A 20094-nucleotide genomic window follows, 5' to 3' on the forward strand; every position below is an offset into this window, starting at 1 on the left:
ACGACCAGCAATTTCAAATGCAAGAACAGAAGAATCTACATCATGATAAGAACCATCAAGCAGAATAACTCTCATACCTAGCATAGGAAAACCCGCCAATGGACCAGAAGTCAACATACTCTCGACTCCTTTCCTCACACCAGGAATATACTCTTTTGGAATAGATCCACCAACAATTTTAGACTCAAATATAAAGTCTTCTCCATCAGGATTAGGCTCAAATCTCATCTTTACCCGAGCAAATTGCCCCGCACCACCAGATTGTTTCTTATGAGTATAATCATGTTCGCAAACTTTGGTAATCGCCTCACGGTAAGAGACGTAAGGAGCACCGACATTAGCCTTCACATTAAATTCACGACGCATGCGATCAACGATGATATCAAGATGCAACTCACCCATGCCAGCTATAGTTGTCTGACCAGAATCCCCATCTGACTTCACTCTAAAAGAAGGATCTTCGGCAGCAAGACGATTTAAAGCAAGAGACATACGCTCTTGATCAGCCTTTGAACTAGGTTCAATAGCAATTTGTATCACAGGATCAGGAAAATCCATCTGCTCTAAAAGAACAGGATGCGAGATATCACACAATGTATCTCCAGTCGTGGTCTCTTTTAGACCCGCCAAGGCAACAATATCCCCACAATAAGCCTCTTCAACATCTTCACGGGAATTAGAATGCATCTGCAACATACGCCCAACACGCTCTTTCTTACCCTTTGCCGCATTCAACAAGGCAGCCCCTTTAGAAATACTTCCTGAATAAACTCGACAAAATGTAAGCGAACCAACAAAAGGATCCGCCATCACCTTGAACGCTAACATAGAAAGAGGGGCGGAATCTGAAACAGGCATATCAACATCAGCACCTGTCTTCACATGAACACCTTTAATCGAAGGAATATCGACAGGTGACGGCAAGTAATCAACCACAGCATCAAGCAATGGTTGAACACCTTTGTTTTTAAACGAAGAACCACAGAGAACAGGAAAAAACTTCGTAGCTATGGTTCCCGCACGAACCAAAGAACGTATCTGATCATTACTAAGCATCTCACCCTTAAGATAGCATTCCATAGCAGAATCATCTACCTCAACGATGGCTTCAATCATCTTTTCACGATAAGATTCAGCAGAAGATACCATATCCTCAGGGATATCAACCACATCCCAACTGGCACCTAAATCCTCCCCTTTCCACAGGAGAGCCTTCATCTCAACTAGATCAATAACTCCTTTAAAGTCATTTTCAGCACCAATAGGCAACTGCATCACCAAAGGATTGGCACCAAGCCGCTCAGAAATCATATCAACAGAACGATAAAAATTCGCGCCAACCTTATCCATCTTATTGCAAAAAATCATACACGGAACAGAATACTTTCTAGCTTGACGCCACACAGTCTCCGTCTGAGGCTCAACGCCAGCATTAGCATCTAGAAGAGCAATAGCACCATCCAGAACCCGAATAGACCGCTCAACCTCCATAGTAAAATCAACATGCCCAGGAGTATCAATGATACTAAACCTCTTTACTTTACCGTCACGCCCTTTCCAAAATGTTGTAGTTGAAGCGGAAGTAATGGTTATGCCACGCTCTTGTTCCTGCTCCATCCAATCCATAGTAGCAGAGCCATCGTGCACTTCACCGATTTTATGCAACTTTCCAGTATAATACAATATGCGCTCGGTAGTCGTCGTTTTCCCAGCATCTATATGCGCCATTATACCAAAGTTTCGATAATCTTCTATATTATACTTACGACCCATTTTCCCGGAATCCTCTGCAACAATTTACCAACGATAATGCGAGAAAGCGAGATTGGCATTAGCAACTTTATGCGTATCCTCACGTCTCTTAACCGCAATACCCCGATTATTGGCGGCATCAAGAAGCTCGCCACCTAAACGCTGCTCCATAGTACCTTCATTGCGCTTGCGTGCAGCCGATATTATCCAACGGATTGCAAGAGCTTGACTACGCTTCGTTCCTACCTCACCCGGAACACTATAAGACGTACCTCCTACACGACGGGTACGAACTTCTACTCGAGGACTTACATTGCTCAAAGCCTGCTCAAATAATTCTAGAGGATCTCTATTTCCCTTTTCCTGAATAACATGAAAAGCATTACGCATTATTCTCTCTGCAGTAGACTTTCTACCATGACTCATAATGGAATTTGTAAACTTCACTACAACAAAATCAGAAGAATTCGGATCTGGAAATCCTTTGCGCGTTATAGCCTTGCGACGTCTGGACATAATTATCGTCTCTCATCTACTTGCAAGGAGCTCAATACAAACAATCAAACCCCCTACAAAAAATACACCTTAGCTTACTTAGGGCGTCCTGCCCCATATCTAGAACGACTCTGCTTCCGGTTTTTTACACCTTGAGCATCAAGCACCCCCCTGACAACTCGATATTTAACCCCCGGAAGATCTTTAACACGACCACCGCATAACATAACCACCGAGTGCTCTTGAAGGTTATGACCTTCCCCCGGAATATATCCTATAACTTCATAACCACTCGTAAGACGAACTTTGGCAACCTTACGCAATGCAGAGTTAGGCTTTTTAGGGGTCACCGTATAAACACGAAGACAAACGCCCCTCTTTTGAGGATTCCCTTTAAGAGCTGTAACTTTAGCACGCTTAGGTCCAATTCTACGAGGTTTGCGTATCAGTTGATTAACAGTAGGCATTAACACCAAACTCCCTGAACATCTTTACACTCCTCACACTCAAAAAACAAAAAAAACAAAACAAAGACTCTCTTTTATACACAAAACCTCATCGAAAAAATCGATCCGATCCTATCATATATTTATAGGAAACAAACAAAAAATCACAACCGACCTTATTTCCTCATGACATATACAACCAGACAACACACAAGAACCGTACGTCGGAGAACAATACTCGTCGTCGTAATATTTTCTGCTCCTTACGTCAAGATGAATCCACAGAAAAGAACCTTAAAAAGCAAAAATATGTTTTCTTGACAAGAATTTTCTGTTATTTTCGAAATATACAACTACGGCGATCTGATGTCTCTTGTCAATCCACAACATCCTATAAATTGCCCCTTATCTTGCTTTTCAAACAACAGAGAACACCTCTTATCGCAAGTCATTGTATAAAATCTAAAATCAATACAGAGTATATTCCTCTATCAACCATCATCATATCCTCATTTTTGTATTAATTCCAAAAACGTGATTTTTCAAAAATAAAATTGTCTTATTCTCACTCTCAAACACCAAACTATGCCAATTTCCTTCTAGAGAAAGATTCGAAAAATACAATTTTTGACAAACTATAATAAAATGAAATATCATAACGTATGGTAATGCTATACTTTGCGTTCTGGGAACCTAAAAATTTCCAAAACAGGATGTGTACATATCCTGATAAAATGCTTTCTATTCGCAATGCTACTCGCTATATAATATATAATATGCATACTCCTTATTGCACCTTTGTGATCAGGGAAGAGAAAATATTTTGACAAGATCTTCCCTAAAATCCTAAAGTCCACACAACAAAATAAACAGTTTGGTTTGGTATTTATGACTGATAAAAAACAGAAAATTAATTTAGCATTGATCCGTAATCTTGCAAATATTCTTAATGAAACCGATTTAACAGAAATTGAAGTTGACAGCGACGGAATGCGCATTCGCCTGTTACGATCTTCGCAAAAAAAGACCCTAATAAAACACCGTCCTGAAATAGAAGAATACACTGAATCAGAAGACAAGATTTTTACATCAAAAAGCTCACATAATCAGAATCCCGATTCTTCTCCCTCTATCGCTGCAATTGATTCCACAAATCACGATGATTTGTATACCGTAACCTCCCCAATGGTTGGTACTGCATACTTAGCACCTAGCCCAGGAAGCGATCCTTTTATTAAGAAAGATTATATCGTAACTAAAGGTCAAACGCTGCTCATTATTGAAGCTATGAAAACCATGAACCATATCGTAGCACAATACCCTGGAAAAATTAAAGAAATTAATGTGAAAGACGGACAATTGGTCGAGTACGGTGAATCGCTCTTGGTTTTGGAGCATACAGAGGATAGTCTATGATTTCTAAAATTCTTATTGCGAATCGCGGAGAAATTGCTTTACGTATTTTGCGTGCATGTAAGGAATTAGGCATTTCTACAGTAGCAGTGCATTCAACAGCAGATTCTAGCGCGATGCATGTGCGTTTATCAGACGAAAGCGTCTGTATTGGCCCTCCTTCTTCAAAAGAAAGTTATTTAAATATTCAACAAATAGTTTCAGCATGCGAGATAACAGGAGCGGATGCAGTTCATCCCGGCTATGGATTTCTTTCAGAAAACGCAAAATTTGCCGAAATACTAGAGGCTCATCACATCAAGTTTATTGGTCCCTCTTCAGAACATATCAAACTCATGGGCGATAAGATCACAGCAAAAAAAACAGCTCAAAAACTTGGAATTCCTGTGGTTCCCGGCTCTGAAGATGAAGTATGCACAGATAATGCGCTACAAATTGCCAGAAAGATAGGATTCCCTTTATTAATTAAAGCATCCGCAGGCGGAGGCGGACGCGGCATGCGAGTATCTTATTCTGAAAAAGATCTCATGGAATCGATCACTCAAGCACGTTACGAAGCCCTTATGTCTTTTGGCAATGATTCTGTTTACATGGAAAAATATCTTAAAAAACCCCGTCATATTGAGGTACAAATCTTCGGAGATGGAAAAGGCCAAGCAGTCCATCTTGGTGAGCGTGATTGCTCATTGCAGCGCCGACATCAAAAAATATGGGAAGAAGCAAATTCTCCCACAATCAGCATACAAAAACGTATGGAAATAGGAGAAGTCTGTGTAAAAGCTATGAAGAGGCTCAAATATCGTGGCGCTGGTACTATTGAATTTCTTTACGAGGATGATGCGTTCTATTTTATTGAAATGAACACACGCCTACAGGTAGAACACCCTGTTACTGAGGCTATCACTGGCATAGACATTGTACACGAACAGATTTGCATTGCATCAGGAGGAAATTTATCGATCCAGCAAAACAATGTTATATTTTCTGGCCACGCTATTGAATGTCGAATTAATGCTGAAGATCCAAATACTTTCTTCCCCCACCCAGGTGATATCACTCATTTTCACTCCCCTGGTGGTCTCGGAGTGAGAATAGACTCTGCAGTATATCAAGGATATACGGTCCCATCCCACTACGATAGTCTTATTGCAAAACTAATTGTACACGGCAGGACTCGCCAAGAATGTATGATGCGATTAGGCCGTGCTCTCAATGAATTTGTAATAGATGGCATCAAAACGACAGTGCCGTTATTTCAAGATATAATACGCAATCAAGATATAATACAAGGAAACTACGATATTCACTGGCTAGAAAATTATCTAGATCAGAAGAAAATCAACTCTTAAACATTAGAAAAACAGGAAACTCCGTAACTGTGAATATAACACCTGATGTTTTGATGGATGCGTATTCTTTGGGAATATTCCCCATGGCAGATTCGGAAGACAATCTAGAATTTTCATGGATAAGACCAATAAAAAGAGGGATAATACCCCTTGAAAATTTTCGTATTCCAAAAAGCTTGAAGAAATTCATTCGTCACAAAACTTACGATATTAGGATCAACACTGCTTTTGAAGAAGTTATCTCTTCTTGCTCAGAACAAACACAAAATCGCCCAAATACCTGGATTAATAAGACAATTCATAATTCATATATTGACTTATTTCATACGGGACATGCTCATAGTGTGGAAGCATGGAAAGACGAGAATCTCGTAGGAGGACTCTATGGAGTATCTCTTGGGGCAGCATTTTTTGGAGAAAGCATGTTTTGTCGAATGAGCAATGCATCCAAAAATTGCCTCGTATACCTAGTCGAACACCTCAAAAAATGCAACTTTCTACTTCTAGATACACAATTTGTTACCGATCATTTGAGACAGTTTGGAGCAGTAGAAATCTCTCATGATCAATATATGAAACTCCTCAAAAACGCACTTAAATACCCCGAAACACAATTCGTTCTTCCTAGAGATTGAAAAAGCATCTACTCCTCAAATCTTATAAGACAAGAAACAGTGCAGAGATATTAAATAAAACATCCCCATCCAAACAGAAAAATTATACCTAAAGAAAATTTATGTATCTAATAATTATGCAAATTATCTTAAAAAATACTTGATTCTATGATTCTCTATACTCCATGAATATATCCATTCTAAAAGCTCCACTAAAAGAAATTCAATCCGTATATTGCCATCTATTCAATTTTTATATAAAAAAATCCGTAGAACGGAGGAAAACAACCAGAATTTTCCCTGATATATTCTCTTAATACTCCACATCTCAATATCGAAAACTCTTCAGAGTGAGCTTAATGTGCTGCTACTGGCTGACCAGATTCGTCAACAACAGTTTCCACTACTACCGGTAAAGACATTGCTTTCTCATCCTCATCCCAATTAGTAGGCTCTGGTATATGCAATAGTGCGTGTTTAAGGACTTCCTCCATAAAAGATACAGAAACAATTTCCAAGTTGTTTTTGATCTTCTCAGGGACATCCATTAAATCTTTAACGTTATCTTCTGGAATTAAAACTTTTCTAACACCAGAACGCAAAGCCGCAAATAATTTTTCCTTGAGACCACCTATCGGCAATATCCGTCCACGAAGAGTCAACTCCCCTGTCATAGCAACGTCTCTAAAAACCGGGATACAAGTCATTGCAGAAACTATCGCCGTCGCCATAGCAATACCCGCAGATGGACCATCCTTCGGCGTAGCCCCCTCTGGAACGTGAACATGTATATTCGTTTTGTTAAATACAGAAGGTTTAATACCAAATATACCGGCCCTTGATCGAACATAAGAAACCGCAGCAGAAATTGATTCTTGCATGATTTCCTTGAGATTACCTGTGATTGTTATCTGACCTTTTCCAGGCATCACCACACATTCTATAGTCAGCAATTCACCTCCCATTTCAGTCCAAGCCAATCCAGAGACAATGCCTATTTGATTTTTCCCTTCCATTTTACCATACTTATAACGCAAAGCGCCAAGATAATCCTGCAAATTATTCACAACTATTGAGATAGATTTCTCATCGCTTCTCATAACCTTCGTAACGACTTTACGTGCTAATTTCATCAACTCTCGTTCAAGATTACGAACACCGGCTTCACGAGTAAAAGAATGAATTACTTCCAATAACGCCTCATCACTAATAGAAAATTCTCCTGATCGAAGAGCATTTTCCTTGATAACTTTATTCAGAAGATGCCTCTTAGCTATCTCTAATTTCTCTTCTTCCGTATAGCCAGCAATACGAACGATTTCCATGCGATCCATCAATGGAGCAGGAATATTTAACGTATTGGAGGTCATAACAAACATCACACTAGAAAGATCGTACTCAACTTCTAGGTAATGATCAATAAACGTAGAATTCTGTTGAGGATCAAGGACTTCTAACAATGCTGCGGATGGATCCCCACGAAAATCCGATCCCATTTTATCTATCTCATCAAGCAATAGCAAAGGATTGCTACTCTTGGCCTTCTTAAGCGACTGTATAATCCTTCCAGGCATAGAACCAACATAAGTTCTACGATGACCACGAATTTCCGCTTCATCATGAATTCCACCAAGAGACACGCGAACATACTGACGTCCTGTTGCTCTAGCGATAGACTGTGCTAACGAAGTCTTTCCAACTCCAGGAGGGCCAACAAAACAAAGAATTAATCCCTTGTTTTTAGCTGCACGCACTTGCACTGCTAAATATTCAATAATACGCTCCTTAACCTTATCAAGACCAAAATGGTCCTGATCAAGAATACGCCCAGCCAACTCAAGATCTATCTTAACTTTCGACTTCTTATCCCATGGAACTCCCAAAAGCCAATCCAGGTAATTGCGCACAACAGAGGATTCTGCGGACATTGGACTCATCTGACGCAATTTTTGCAACTCGGACAAGGCTTTTCCACGTGCTTCTTTTGAAAGTTTCGTCTTAGCAATACGAGCTTCAAATTCGCTTATCTCATCACGACCATCCTCACCAGAATCACCAAGTTCTTTTTGAATCGCTTTCATCTGCTCATTTAAATAATACTCGCGTTGCGTTTTTTCCATTTGACGCTTAACTCGAGAACGTATACGCTTTTCAACCTGTAAAACAGATATCTCGCTCTCCATAAAGGATAACAACTTCTCAAGACGCTCTTTTACAGAAAGGGTTTCAAGTATTTTTTGTCGTTCAATAACTTTTATTGATAGGTGAGAGGCAAAAACATCGGCTAATTTGGAGTAATCCTCAATTTGACTAGCCATCCCTACGACCTCAGGAGAAATTTTCTTGTTTAATTTTATATAGTTACCAAACTCCGCAACAACGGAACGACTAAGAGCCTCTAGTTCCACCGCATCTTCATCTGGCTCTGATAAAACCTGTGTCTCAGCTTCTAAAAACTCCTCGCGATCCGTACAGCTAATAATGCGTGCCCGTACATTCCCCTCTACCAAAACCTTTACGGCACCATCAGGCAACCTAAGGAGCTGCAATACATCCACTATAGTACCAATATTATATACGGAAGAAGAGATCGGATTTTCATCACTCGGGTCAACTTGAGTAACCAAAATAATTTTCTTATCAGAAGTCATTGCCTCATCAAGAGCGCGAATAGACTTCTCTCTTCCCACAAATAACGGAACAATCATATGCGGAAATACGACAATATCGCGTAGCGGTAAAACCGGATACGCCACAATATCTACGTCATACTGATCCTCAGATACGTCACTACTCATAACATCTTCTTTTTTATCATTCTGCTTCTTCAAAATAAATCACCGAAATACCGAAACACACCGACTAACCGCAACCCTTAATAAGCAGATAGAACTTCACATATGCGATTTCAACCTCTTATCAACTAAAAACATCCTCAATGCCTCAAAGATCATCCCAAATTTTTTCACCCAATCCGAACCTCATCCAACCATAGATCTCTTAAAAACGAAACTTTAGAACCGAAAAATATTAGCTTTCCTATAACAATTCTAAAACCTTGAAAAGATCCCAACTCCATATCTATACAACGGCTATAAAAAACACGAAACCTAGGCAGAAACATTAGCCTTATCTCCTGTTCTATCAGCATAGACATTAAGAGGACGCGACTTACCCTTTACAACATCATGGGAAACAATAACACCACTAACACCTTTAAGAACAGGCAATTCAAACATTGTATCTAGAAGTATTTTCTCCATTATAGAACGCAATCCTCGAGCTCCTGTCTTACGATTAATCGCACGCCGTGCAATTTCCCGTAAAGCATCTTCATGAAAAACAAGCTCGATATCTTCCATTTCGAAAAGACACTGATATTGTTTTACCAGAGCATTTTTAGGCTCAGAAAGAATCCTAACGAGGGCATCCTCATCTAGATCTCCAAGAGTCGCCAATACAGGTAGACGCCCTATAAATTCTGGAATCAACCCAAATTTTACAAGATCATCTGATTCCAAATCACACAAAATTTCCCCAACACGCCGATCATCGGAATCTTTTACAGTAGCGGAAAAACCAATTGATGCCTTTTCACCACGAGCAGAAATTATCCGATCTAAACCGGCAAATGCCCCCCCACAAATGAATAGAATATTTGTTGTATCAACCTGCAAAAACTCCTGCTGAGGATGTTTTCTTCCCCCCTGCGGCGGAACAGATGCAATAGTACCTTCCATAATTTTCAGAAGCGCTTGCTGAACCCCTTCTCCAGATACATCACGCGTAATAGATGGATTGTCCGATTTTCTGGAAATTTTATCAACCTCATCGATATACACTATACCTCGCTGAGCGCGTTCCACATTATAATCTGCAGCTTGCAATAGCTTGAGAATAATATTCTCAACATCTTCACCAACATAACCAGCTTCAGTTAATGTCGTAGCATCAGCCATCGTAAAAGGAACATCAATAATACGCGCCAATGTCTGGGCAAGGTGAGTCTTACCACATCCCGTAGGACCGACCAAAAGGATATTGGATTTTATTAGCTCAACACCAGTATGATTCTTTGAAGAATGTGCCAAACGCTTGTAGTGATTATGAACAGCAACTGATAAAACCTTTTTTGCTTGCTCTTGTCCAATCACATATTCATCAAGAACTTTCAGAATTTCTTGAGGAGTTGGAATACCTTCACGCGACTTAGATATAGAAGACTTGCTCTCCTCGCGGATAATATCCATGCACAATTCAACGCACTCATCGCATATGAACACCGTAGGACCTGCAATTAATTTTCGAACTTCGTGTTGACTCTTACCACAAAACGAACAATAAAGCGAATTCTTCGGGGCATTACCATCGCCACAGGTTTTGCTCATGAGGCTCTCCTTCTAATACACCATACAAGAAATAAACTTCATATAGATTAGCAGATATTAAAAAACATTTATTATACAAATATTCAATTCTCCACCTATTAAAAACATATCCCTTTATGACAAAAGATTATGTATTCTTCTCTCTGCAGCAATCTATGACGTGATCACATATAACTAAAAATTATCCAACCTTTGTCTGCCAGGATATCGACATAATAAATTCAAGTAATCAACAATCCCTTACTATACAGCGTTATCCTCAATCTCAACTCGAGATATTAAAACCTTGTCGACCAAGCCCCAATCACAAGCCTCTTCTGCGGACATAAAGTGATCTCGATCTAATGTTCGCTCAACTTCCTCATAAGCCTTTCCGCAATGTTTTACGTACACCTGATTCAACCGACGCTTCATATTGATGATATCTTGAGCATGACGTTCAATATCAGATGCTTGACCCGAAAAACCTCCAGATGGCTGATGCAGCATGATACGCGCGTTAGGCAATACAAAACGCAGTCCCTTTTCCCCCGCAGATAAAAGCAAAGATCCCATAGAAGCCGCCTGACCTATGCAAAGTGTCGAAACGGGAGGTTTAATGAACTGCATAGTATCATAAATCGCCATCCCAGCAGTTACAACACCTCCTGGAGAATTAATGTAAAGGGAAATTTCTTTCTGTGGATTCTCCGCTTCAAGAAACAAAAGCTGAGCACATATGAGAGTCGCCATATAATCTTCAATCTGACCAGTAACGAAAATAATGCGCTCTTTTAGGAGACGAGAGTAAATATCATAAGATCGCTCACCTCGATTCGTTTGCTCCACAACCATTGGCACAAGCCCCAAAGAAACACCTTCAGAACTGCTCGCACGCTCTTTAAAACTCATCTTTAAAGATCCCTCCTAAAGAGTTGATATGCTTTCAAAATATTTCTCTCCTACAAGCTGAAATATCTTGCTTTCCACTATACACTACCAATGGAAAACACAACCTTCCATACAAAATAAATTCCCTATAAATCGTTAACATATAACTCGATTAGCACACGCCAAAATCAAAATTACAAATCGACACGCTTCAGGCGGAGTATAGCGGAAGCAAAATATGTTACAATAACTATCATCACTTTATTCAGAGCTATGATCACATAAATGATATCATTTCTTGCGATCAAAAACCGACAAAACCTCGCCAAATCCAATTTATCACTTCATTTCCTTACATGAATAACCTTTGAACATCCTGGTATAATTCAATTCCAAACAATGCCTCTTTTACCAAATCTGACGTATTCAATACTAGGGGGGCTTGATGCAAATTTACGAAGCAACATTGTGCGAAAATTTTCTGAGAACTGAAGAAACTTGTCTGCAAGACCTCCCTCCTATAAACAAGACGACAAGAAATCATGTAATTAGCTCTCCATATAAAGCCGCACAAATATGTAAAATAAACATAACACACTCAAGTAAATAAGATTTTTATCCTTTAAAATCCATCTGTATTGCATTGATTCTATGATAAGATAATAATTTATTGAAGAATAATGCATTCTGCATTTTCCCGCGATTCGCATCTCTATAGCAAGACGAAAAATCCTTTAGTTTCCCATATTTTTAAAGAATACATATAGGAATAATTACAGGCTTCTTCACTGAAAACACGATTTAGGTTCTGGTATTACTCATAACAAATACGCAGCGTTCCTAACGCCCCTAATCATTTTAAACGCAAGATAAAGTCAAGTTTTCATGGTTTCTATTGTTGCATCCATTCCAAATACGCAGCATTCCTCACCCTATATAAATCCAATCCAATAATATCAAGATGCGAAAAAGGTATTTTTATTTTATGAAAAAGAGGCCAAGTCCTTTATTGAGATAGGATTGCGCCTATCAAGGGTGATCACTTGTATCAAATCAATGACTTCTAATTCCTCCTACTCTCTCGTGAATAATGATTAAATATTAATTGTATACGCCATGCAGAGCAGCTGAAATCAGCGATCAATACCTATCCGCTTGTTCTCTATACACAAAGAAAAACCATACCAAGAAGAGCTTGTTCATCTTGCAAAAGGACATATTCCATTATCCTCTGTATCTTTTTGGATATAAAAAGGAATCTCAAAATAGACTTGACTGGAAAGAAAAAGATCGGCAGCCCAAAGAATTTCGCTGCAAAATGTCGTATCCTATTAACGTAATGTCATCCATATCTGACCACAGAAGACACAATATATCTTTGTCGGAAAATGGAAAAAAGACCGTAAGCACTAATTAACACCTTGTTTGTGCGCAATGAGTTCGGAGTATCGTTTGATTGCGCGTCGAAACAAAAATTAAAAACTCAGATAGAATATAAAGACAGATTCATGAATCTCCCAGAAAAAAGGAGAGAGGTTAAGTAATTTCAGAAAAAAAGAGGAAGCGACCTTAAAGGAATTCAGCAAATCGATAGGATTTGCCTATTTCCACCACAAGCACCTATGAAAGAGACATATCAGAACCAGAAATAAAAACCGCCCTTAAGATCAAGAAAGCATTAAAAAAAACCGCTAGACTGTATGGATCCACTTTGGCAACGGAATAATCACTTCTAAAAGACTTTTGTCTTCTCTCTGCAATCCCTTTGGAAAGCCCCTTCAAAAAAAATTCCCAATTGTAGAAATGCTTTTTTTTGATGGCATCACAAGCTTTTGCTATCGATCCTATTAAATCATCTCATAGTAATAGCGCACTAGATTTAACTCGTGCTACAGCGATTTTCTCTGATCAGGGTGAATGTTTCCAGGTTTCTACTGCAATAAATATAGATGATATCAGTCGGCGTATTGAGGTGCATGCAACTTAGAAAGCCTCAAAAAACAGCAAATAAATTTTATAAATAGAAAGCAAATCAAACAATCAATATCGTAAAATCACTTTTGAAGCTGAGTAATACCATCCTCCAAAGAAGCACCTATGTTTATCCGAATGGATGTCAGGGGGGCGTCAACTGTTCGTCAACGTTGCAGAATATCAACAAATTCGCATAGATTTTGAACATCATCGGCATATGATATCATCTCAAGAATACGAGTCTTCATGCTTTCTGCAATTAAAACCTTTGCACGATCAGAGCTAATAACGCTGTGAATAATCTCCGATTGGTATAGAGAACTACTAACATTTTTCATCAATAGATTAGGTACAGATGTTGGAGATTTTGCAGACCTTCGTTCTACTGGTGTTTCTTTATTGAGCTTTCAAAGGAAGATCTGGTTGTCGTCACTTCCGCTGACGCGCGTATAATCATTCCCATTGCAGGAAAGCTCTATACCGCCATTAGCATAGATATATGTTTTATTTGCGCCTTTCCCTGACCTGCCTCTAACTCCAAGTATGCCCAATTATCCCCTATATATATTCGCCGCATTGTATAGGTAGCCATAAAATGAGAAGTTGATTTATTATTGAGCTCCAAATTAGGGCTTTTTTAATTCTTGCGTTAATTACATGCTTCGCCAAGGAAATTATTTTGCATATCTGCGAATTTAAAGGCAAAGCGTATCGTTTATGATGGCAGGTATTTCTGCATCAACAAGCCCATAATATTTTTCTGCAATTGAATACAACTCTTTGCTCAATATGGTATTTTTTCGTAATAACTGTTAACTCGTCTCGCCTAGTATGACTTTACATAATCCGAGCGGACAAAACATAAAATTCAAATACCTCATGATCCGAATCCTTCGCAAATAAAGCAATATTCAAAACGACACTCATTCTTCACAAACAGACCAAGCCACCCTATGTTCAATTATCCCTTTCACAAAACCATACTCAAAATAAATCTTTCCTCCTCTCTTTTGGCGGCATCTAAAAAATCCTATTGGTATAAAATACTCACTGAAGAAAGATGAAAACCGTCTCTTTAAATTTATTTCAGAAAACTTTGGATTGATCTTCATAATATTTTGCGATATCCGATACGGAGATATTGTGTAAAACTAAGTCTTCTGATACTTGTAATAGTACGCTTACACGGAGAATGGCGTAGAATCTTATCTAGGAGTGTATTTAAGTGTTTCTCCTTGAGCAAAGAAGATGGTGGATTATATTTTCGGCAAATAGCAGAGATATTGATCATATTTGTTTTCTTTTGACTGCGGAGTTTGTCTCGTTATTGACTAATAGATAAGTACTTGATATCAATAACATCTTCCCCTTAGCTTAGGTTAAGGTATTTTGGTCTTGAGACAGAATGCTGAAGATTAAGACGGGTGTAGTAGTATAGTATGCGCCATGTTTGGTGCAGATTTTGTGGAAAATTAAGGGAAAGTCATTGCGATGCCGAGCTTCTTTCAAAAACCGAGTGAAGTGGAAAAGAAATGGATATTGATTGACGCCAAAGGATTGATTGTTGGACGACTTGCTTCTCAAATAGCTCTTCGTTTGCGCGGCAAGAATAAACCTACCTACACACCCAGCGTTAATGATGGCGAATCTATCGTTGTTATAAACGCGAGTAAGGTTGAATTTACAGGTAAGAAATACGAACAGAAAACTTATTACCGTCATACCGGCTATCCTGGAGGGATAAAGAAGGCGACTGCGAGAGAAATAATTGAAGGGAAATCCCCTACAAATGTACTCAAGAAAGCTATTGAAAGAATGATCCCGAGAGGTCCTTTAGCAAGGCAACAACTTAAAAATCTGTATGTTTACGCAGATGACGGACACCCTCATGAAGCTCAAAGTCCAACATTCGTGGACATTGCAAAGTTGAACCCTAAAAATTCTAGGAGAACCTGATCATGGAAGATATTATTGCGCTTGAAGAATCTGTTAAAAATGTAAGTGAATCCATTCCTCCTGCGCCTATTATACATTCCCGCAAGGTTGATGAATTGCAACGATCTTATGCTACTGGGAAAAGAAAAGAAGCTATTGCGCGTGTATGGGTCAAGCTCGGTGTTGGGAAAATTACTATTAATAAAAAGGATTTTACACAATATTTTGCACGTCCCGCCCTACAAACCGATGTAAAAAAACCTATGGTCTCCGCTGATAAAGAAGGTAACTTTGATGTTTATGCAACCGTTTCCGGAGGAGGACTTTCCGGTCAAGCAGGAGCTGTCCGCCATGGAATTGCAAAGGCTTTAACATATTTTGATCCGATTCTGCGACCACAACTCAAAAAAGATGGCTTCTTGACTCGCGATAGTCGTGTTGTTGAGCGTAAAAAATACGGAAAAGCTAAGGCTCGTCGTAGTTTCCAGTTTTCAAAACGCTAATTGCAGAAATTTTTCTACTATTTTTGAGGATTATCACGGATTTTTGATCACGTAGTTTTTGAATCTATTGAGAACTGTGTTTCATCAAAAAGAAATTTAATTGTCGCGTTTCTTTTATATCTTGTACTGGTTATCTATTAAAACAAATGATCCTTCCTTAGATAGCTTGGGGAATTTTATTGAAATATTTATGTTTTTCTAGGTTATCAAGAACGAAATGTATAAAGATATATGTATAAAATTTTTATAGATGGCGAACATGGAACAACTGGCTTGCAAATCCGTGAGCGCATAATGCGACGTCAAGATCTGACGTTGCTTTCAATCCCTAAAGAAGAAAGACATAACGTTCATTATCGCGAAGATCTTTTGAATACAGCGGATATTGCAATCCTTTGTTTGCCAGATGAAATATCTTTGAAAACCATCAAATTATTGAAAAAAGACGTGACAAAAGTTCGTCTCATTGACACCTCAACGGCACATCGCACCTCACAAAATTGGGTCTATGGCTTTCCCGAAATGGACAAAGATCAATCAAAAAAGATACGTTCATCTCGATATATATCTAATCCAGGATGCTATTCTACGGGCGCTATAACAATTCTCCGTCCGTTACGAAAAGTCAAAATCCTCCCCGATGAATATCCAATCAGTATCAGTGCGGTTTCCGGATATACAGGAGGCGGCAAAAAATTGATATCCAGAATGGAAAAAAAGAATCTTGAAGATTCAATCAGTAGCAATCATTTTTTCTATAGCTTGGATCTTCTACATAAACACTTACCAGAAATAACTAAGCATAGCCTTATAAAAAAAGATCCCTTGTTTTTGCCTTCTGTAGGTCGTTTTCCTCAAGGAATTGTTGTTCAAATTCCATTGAATCTCGATAAACTCACTTGGAAAACCAGCTTAGAAGAAATCCACGATATTTTCCGTGAGTATTACAACGGACAAGATACCATCTCTGTAATTCCATTAGAGACCAGCAAGGATATGAATTCCGTGGATTGTGAAATGATGGCAGGCAGCGACAAAATGAACTTGTTCGTTTTCGGATCCCCTCAAGTTCCACGCGTCAACATTATGGCAGTTTTTGATAATCTAGGAAAGGGAGCAGCGGGAGCAGCAATTCAAAATATGGATTTACTCATATCTTCTCTTTAAAGAAATATACCTGTCTAATTCTTACCTTATATAAGGCTTATATCCCTCTTTGAACCGCTCTTAATGCAATTTATTGCTCACGACAAAGCGTCGTCACAAGGGTATTCCGAACGACAAAAATATAATCCTTCCGGAGGAGCGACAGGTCCGCATGCCCTACGATCACAGGATTGCAGGACATTTTTTAAATGATCCGGAGTCCATTTACCCTCACCTACCAACTTGAGACTACCAACAAAAGAACGCACTTGGCGATGCAAAAAACTCCGGGCAACAACTCGAATTTCAATAGTATTTCCCGATTTAATGACGTCAAGGCGATCAACTGTTCGTATAGGAGAGGATGCTTGGCAATGAACCGACCGAAAAGCAGTAAAATCATGACGACCAACCAAATACTGTGCCGATACCTGCATAGCCTCACAATTCAAATCTTTTGGAATCCACCATGCACGCCCTTTTTCAAGAGCAAGGGGTGTTCGTCTCGCAATGATACGATACAGATAACTCCGACGAATGGCTGAAAAACGAGCGTGAAAATCATTGTCTGTAACTCGTACATCAAGTATGGTAATGGCGGTAGTACGAGCAGCAATTCTCAAATGAAAATTCAAAGCATTACATAACTTTTCTGGAATCCATTTTCGCATCAAGTCAACATGAGCAACCTGTCCGAAAGCATGAACTCCCGAATCAGTACGACCTGCACCATGCAAAGTTACTACTTCACCCACCGCACAAAAGATAGCTTCTTCTATCGACTGTTGAATTGAAGAACCATTTTTCTGTCTTTGCCAACCAACATAACCCCCACCATCATACTCAATTGTAAAACGATAACGAAACATCACCTAATCCTGGCACCAATCGTGAGCGGATGCCCTAAAAGAAAATCTTTTGAATTCAGAGGAGCATGACCACCTGCTTTTTGCAAACGAATTATACGTATTGCTCCTTGGCTACAAGCCACCGTAAAATCAGAACCAATGATCTCACCTGGCTCTCCCTTACCATCCACCAATTGGGACATCAACAATTTAACGCGTTCAACTCTATGACCAATCGGAATTTCTATCCATGCCCCAGGCAGAGGGGAAAATGCTCTAATATGATTATGAACTTCTTGAGATGATTGAGTGAAATCTACACGCATCTCACTCTTGGAAATTTTTTTAGCATAGGTAATGCCATTTTGTTCTTGAGGAACCATACAAAAATTATTTGCTTCAAGCCGATCCATCGATTCTACCATCGCATTTGCACAAAGAGTACTCAACTGATCATGTAATTCTCCGGTCGTCATGTCAGGATGTATTGAAATCTGCTTTACAAGACCAACAGGCCCAGTATCCAAACCCGCATCCATCTTCATAATTGCTACTCCAGTCTCACTATCACCTGCCATGATAGCACGCTGTATGGGAGAAGCACCACGCCAACGAGGCAACAGCGAAGCGTGTCCATTATAAAAACCCAAGTTTACTACTTCTAAAATATAACTCGGAATAATCAATCCATACGAAACAACCACCGCAACATCAGCATCAAGCTTGAAAAATTCGTCGCAATCTGATTTTTGAAAATTGCTTGGAGTACGAATTGGAATATTCAAATCATGTGCGATTTGATGTACTTTAGAAGGAATAACCTTTAAACCACGCCTCCCAGCTGGACGCGGTGGTCGCGTATACACAACTATAACTTTATGAGAAGAAGAAACTAGTGCCCGCAATGTAGAAACAGCAAAATCCGATGTTCCCATAAAAATAATCCGCAACGACAAGAAAATATCCTTATTAACTATAACTCAAAAGCTAAACTGAAAACCTTGCTAATTTTGAAAATTTGCGCATTACCATATCACGCTTTAAACGTGAGATGCGATCTATGAATAAAACTCCATTTAAATGATCTATCTCATGCTGTAAGCAAGTGGCTAATAAGCCGTCAGCATAGATAATTTGATGCTGTGCGCTACAATCTTGATATTTTACAACTATAGAAGCAGGACGCCTTACATCAGACATATATCCAGGAATTGATAAACATCCCTCCTGATAAACAGAAAAATCTTCTGAGGTTGATACTATTTCCGGATTAATAAACACCAATGGATTCTGGACATCATCGTTGGATTTTCGAGATATATCAACAACCACCAATCTATATAAAATTCCAACTTGTATAGCAGCCAATCCACAACCTTGGGAGTAATACATAGTCTCCAACATATCCTCTGCCAATCGCGTGATATCAAGATTGATTTCCTCTACCGGTAGACAAACTTTCCGCAAAATGGGATCTGGCAGAAGGACAAGAGGCTTAATTGTCATAATTTCACTCTAAATTTTACCTTGGAGTACAGTGCGTATATTTCGTTAGATAGTATTCTAGGCGAAAAGTACAATACCAACCGTAATTAGCAAGATTCCAACTCCAGTTTTCCAGTAGAATAGTTCATAGAATAAGATGGATGAAAAGAAGTTAACTGTCATTATAACAGAGGATATCCAAATAGGCTATGCAATACTAAGAGGAAATCGCGAAAGAAAAGAAACGTAACACCAAAAATTTGCAATGAACAAAGGCGAGCCCTAACCAGGAAAACTCATTTGATAGAAAAGAAATCGAATCAAATAAACGGGGAATCCTTCTGGGCGGGATCATAGATATCTTGAGCAGAACGATCGCGGGAGCGCTGACTACAATACTTGTGATCAAAACAATCCATCCCATTACTCGCACCTCCATTTAGGCGGATCAATAAACGCAAATGTGCGATAGACATTGCCCGCAATTATTGACTTAAGATCTAGACGAAAATTACTATTAGGTAATCCTCCGCTTGTCTTGGTATATTCACACCAAAACCAAAGACGAAGCTAACAACATCGCTACAGGCAATACACTAAGCCATCCGAATCGTCACCAGAAAACACCTATATGCTAAAACAAAACAGAGACATATGAACATGAACATACTTCAATACGTTCACACACTCCTATACCCTCATGAGAATATTTTTATTATTATTTGTCAATGTATCCCTATTTTATAATCCCACCAATACCTGAAGAGGAGCTTTTGAATACGGCATCTTCTTGTCAAAACGATTTCATTCTGTTGCAGACTACGATATAGAATGCATTGGCGTTTTTTTTATGGCATTACATCGTATATGTTAATT

The 20094-nt window shown here is 39.0% G+C and carries 18 protein-coding genes; 7 read left to right on the forward strand and 11 right to left on the reverse strand.

Going from position 1 to position 20094, the window contains the following annotated elements; all coding sequences use genetic code 11:
- The 3 genes from fusA to rpsL all read right to left on the reverse strand — a co-directional run.
- On the reverse strand, positions 1-1773 hold a 1773-nt coding region (gene fusA / locus H0G72_RS03820; RefSeq protein ID WP_182017461.1), incomplete at its 3' end, for an elongation factor G.
- 24 nt (positions 1774-1797) lie between these two features.
- Positions 1798-2268 (reverse strand): 30S ribosomal protein S7, encoded by a 471-nt coding sequence (rpsG, locus tag H0G72_RS03825; protein ID WP_182017462.1) that lies wholly within the window; start codon positions 2266-2268, stop codon positions 1798-1800.
- A 74-nt stretch (positions 2269-2342) separates the two neighbouring features.
- Positions 2343-2714 carry a 30S ribosomal protein S12 gene (rpsL, locus tag H0G72_RS03830; protein WP_182017463.1) on the reverse strand — a complete coding sequence of 124 codons (372 nt, stop codon included), beginning with the start codon at positions 2712-2714 and terminating at the stop codon, positions 2343-2345.
- An 867-nt stretch (positions 2715-3581) separates the two neighbouring features.
- Here rpsL and accB point away from each other — a divergent pair.
- Genes accB through aat form a run of 3 tightly spaced genes read left to right on the forward strand, consistent with a single transcriptional unit; the run spans position 3582 to position 6090 of the window.
- Positions 3582-4109: an acetyl-CoA carboxylase biotin carboxyl carrier protein gene (gene accB, locus H0G72_RS03835; RefSeq protein ID WP_182017464.1), complete on the forward strand. Its 528-nt coding sequence runs from the start codon at positions 3582-3584 to the stop codon at positions 4107-4109.
- Positions 4106-5455: an acetyl-CoA carboxylase biotin carboxylase subunit gene (gene accC, locus H0G72_RS03840; RefSeq protein WP_182017465.1), complete on the forward strand. Its 1350-nt coding sequence runs from the start codon at positions 4106-4108 to the stop codon at positions 5453-5455. Before accB ends, accC begins: the two co-directional genes overlap by 4 nt.
- Positions 5456-5508: 53 nt before the next feature.
- Entirely contained in the window at positions 5509-6090 is a 582-nt protein-coding gene (gene aat / locus H0G72_RS03845; protein WP_220456105.1) for a leucyl/phenylalanyl-tRNA--protein transferase, read from the forward strand.
- 335 nt (positions 6091-6425) lie between these two features.
- Here aat and lon read toward each other — a convergent pair whose 3' ends face one another.
- The 3 genes from lon to clpP all read right to left on the reverse strand — a co-directional run bounded on the left by lon (position 6426) and on the right by clpP (position 11348).
- Entirely contained in the window at positions 6426-8867 is a 2442-nt protein-coding gene (lon, locus tag H0G72_RS03850; protein WP_182017478.1) for an endopeptidase La, read from the reverse strand.
- 312 nt (positions 8868-9179) lie between these two features.
- Positions 9180-10457, reverse strand: coding sequence for an ATP-dependent Clp protease ATP-binding subunit ClpX (gene clpX / locus H0G72_RS03855; protein ID WP_182017467.1), 1278 nt, complete (start codon positions 10455-10457; stop codon positions 9180-9182).
- Between the two features lie 243 nt (positions 10458-10700).
- Positions 10701-11348 (reverse strand): ATP-dependent Clp endopeptidase proteolytic subunit ClpP, encoded by a 648-nt coding sequence (gene clpP / locus H0G72_RS03860; RefSeq protein WP_182017468.1) that lies wholly within the window; start codon positions 11346-11348, stop codon positions 10701-10703.
- Between the two features lie 1792 nt (positions 11349-13140).
- On the opposite strand from clpP, the gene H0G72_RS03865 reads away from it, so the two are divergent.
- The gene (locus H0G72_RS03865; RefSeq protein ID WP_182017469.1) at positions 13141-13314 is read left to right on the forward strand and encodes a hypothetical protein; all 174 of its coding nucleotides are present in this window, start codon (positions 13141-13143) and stop codon (positions 13312-13314) included.
- 151 nt (positions 13315-13465) lie between these two features.
- Here the strand turns inward: H0G72_RS03865 and H0G72_RS03870 are convergent, their stop codons facing one another.
- Positions 13466-13639, reverse strand: coding sequence for a hypothetical protein (locus H0G72_RS03870; protein WP_182017470.1), 174 nt, complete (start codon positions 13637-13639; stop codon positions 13466-13468).
- A gap of 1153 nt (positions 13640-14792) precedes the next feature.
- Between H0G72_RS03870 and rplM the strand changes: the two genes are divergently transcribed.
- The 3 genes from rplM (at position 14793) to argC (ending at position 16906) form a co-directional block, all read left to right on the forward strand.
- Complete coding sequence (gene rplM / locus H0G72_RS03875) at positions 14793-15257, forward strand: 50S ribosomal protein L13 (RefSeq protein ID WP_182017471.1); 465 nt, start codon at positions 14793-14795, stop codon at positions 15255-15257.
- A gap of 2 nt (positions 15258-15259) precedes the next feature.
- Positions 15260-15739, forward strand: a complete 480-nt coding sequence (gene rpsI, locus H0G72_RS03880; RefSeq protein WP_182017472.1) for a 30S ribosomal protein S9 — start codon at positions 15260-15262, stop codon at positions 15737-15739.
- 231 nt (positions 15740-15970) lie between these two features.
- Positions 15971-16906 (forward strand): N-acetyl-gamma-glutamyl-phosphate reductase, encoded by a 936-nt coding sequence (gene argC, locus H0G72_RS03885; protein ID WP_182017473.1) that lies wholly within the window; start codon positions 15971-15973, stop codon positions 16904-16906.
- A 77-nt stretch (positions 16907-16983) separates the two neighbouring features.
- On the opposite strand, the gene truA is transcribed toward argC, so the two are convergent.
- From truA to H0G72_RS03905, 4 genes are all read right to left on the reverse strand, one after another.
- On the reverse strand, positions 16984-17754 hold the full coding sequence (gene truA / locus H0G72_RS03890; RefSeq protein WP_182017474.1) for a tRNA pseudouridine(38-40) synthase TruA: 771 nt from the start codon (positions 17752-17754) through the stop codon (positions 16984-16986).
- Complete coding sequence (gene fmt / locus H0G72_RS03895) at positions 17754-18689, reverse strand: methionyl-tRNA formyltransferase (RefSeq protein WP_182017475.1); 936 nt, start codon at positions 18687-18689, stop codon at positions 17754-17756. Before fmt ends, truA begins: the two co-directional genes overlap by 1 nt.
- 31 nt (positions 18690-18720) lie before the next feature.
- Positions 18721-19239: a peptide deformylase gene (def, locus tag H0G72_RS03900; protein ID WP_182017476.1), complete on the reverse strand. Its 519-nt coding sequence runs from the start codon at positions 19237-19239 to the stop codon at positions 18721-18723.
- A gap of 299 nt (positions 19240-19538) precedes the next feature.
- The gene (locus H0G72_RS03905) at positions 19539-19694 is read right to left on the reverse strand and encodes a hypothetical protein (RefSeq protein ID WP_182017477.1); all 156 of its coding nucleotides are present in this window, start codon (positions 19692-19694) and stop codon (positions 19539-19541) included.
- Between the last annotated feature and the right edge of the window lie 400 nt (positions 19695-20094).

Origin of the sequence: Candidatus Liberibacter sp. (assembly GCF_014048425.1) — a bacterium.
In the GTDB taxonomy this organism is placed as follows: Bacteria; Pseudomonadota; Alphaproteobacteria; order Rhizobiales; family Rhizobiaceae; genus Liberibacter.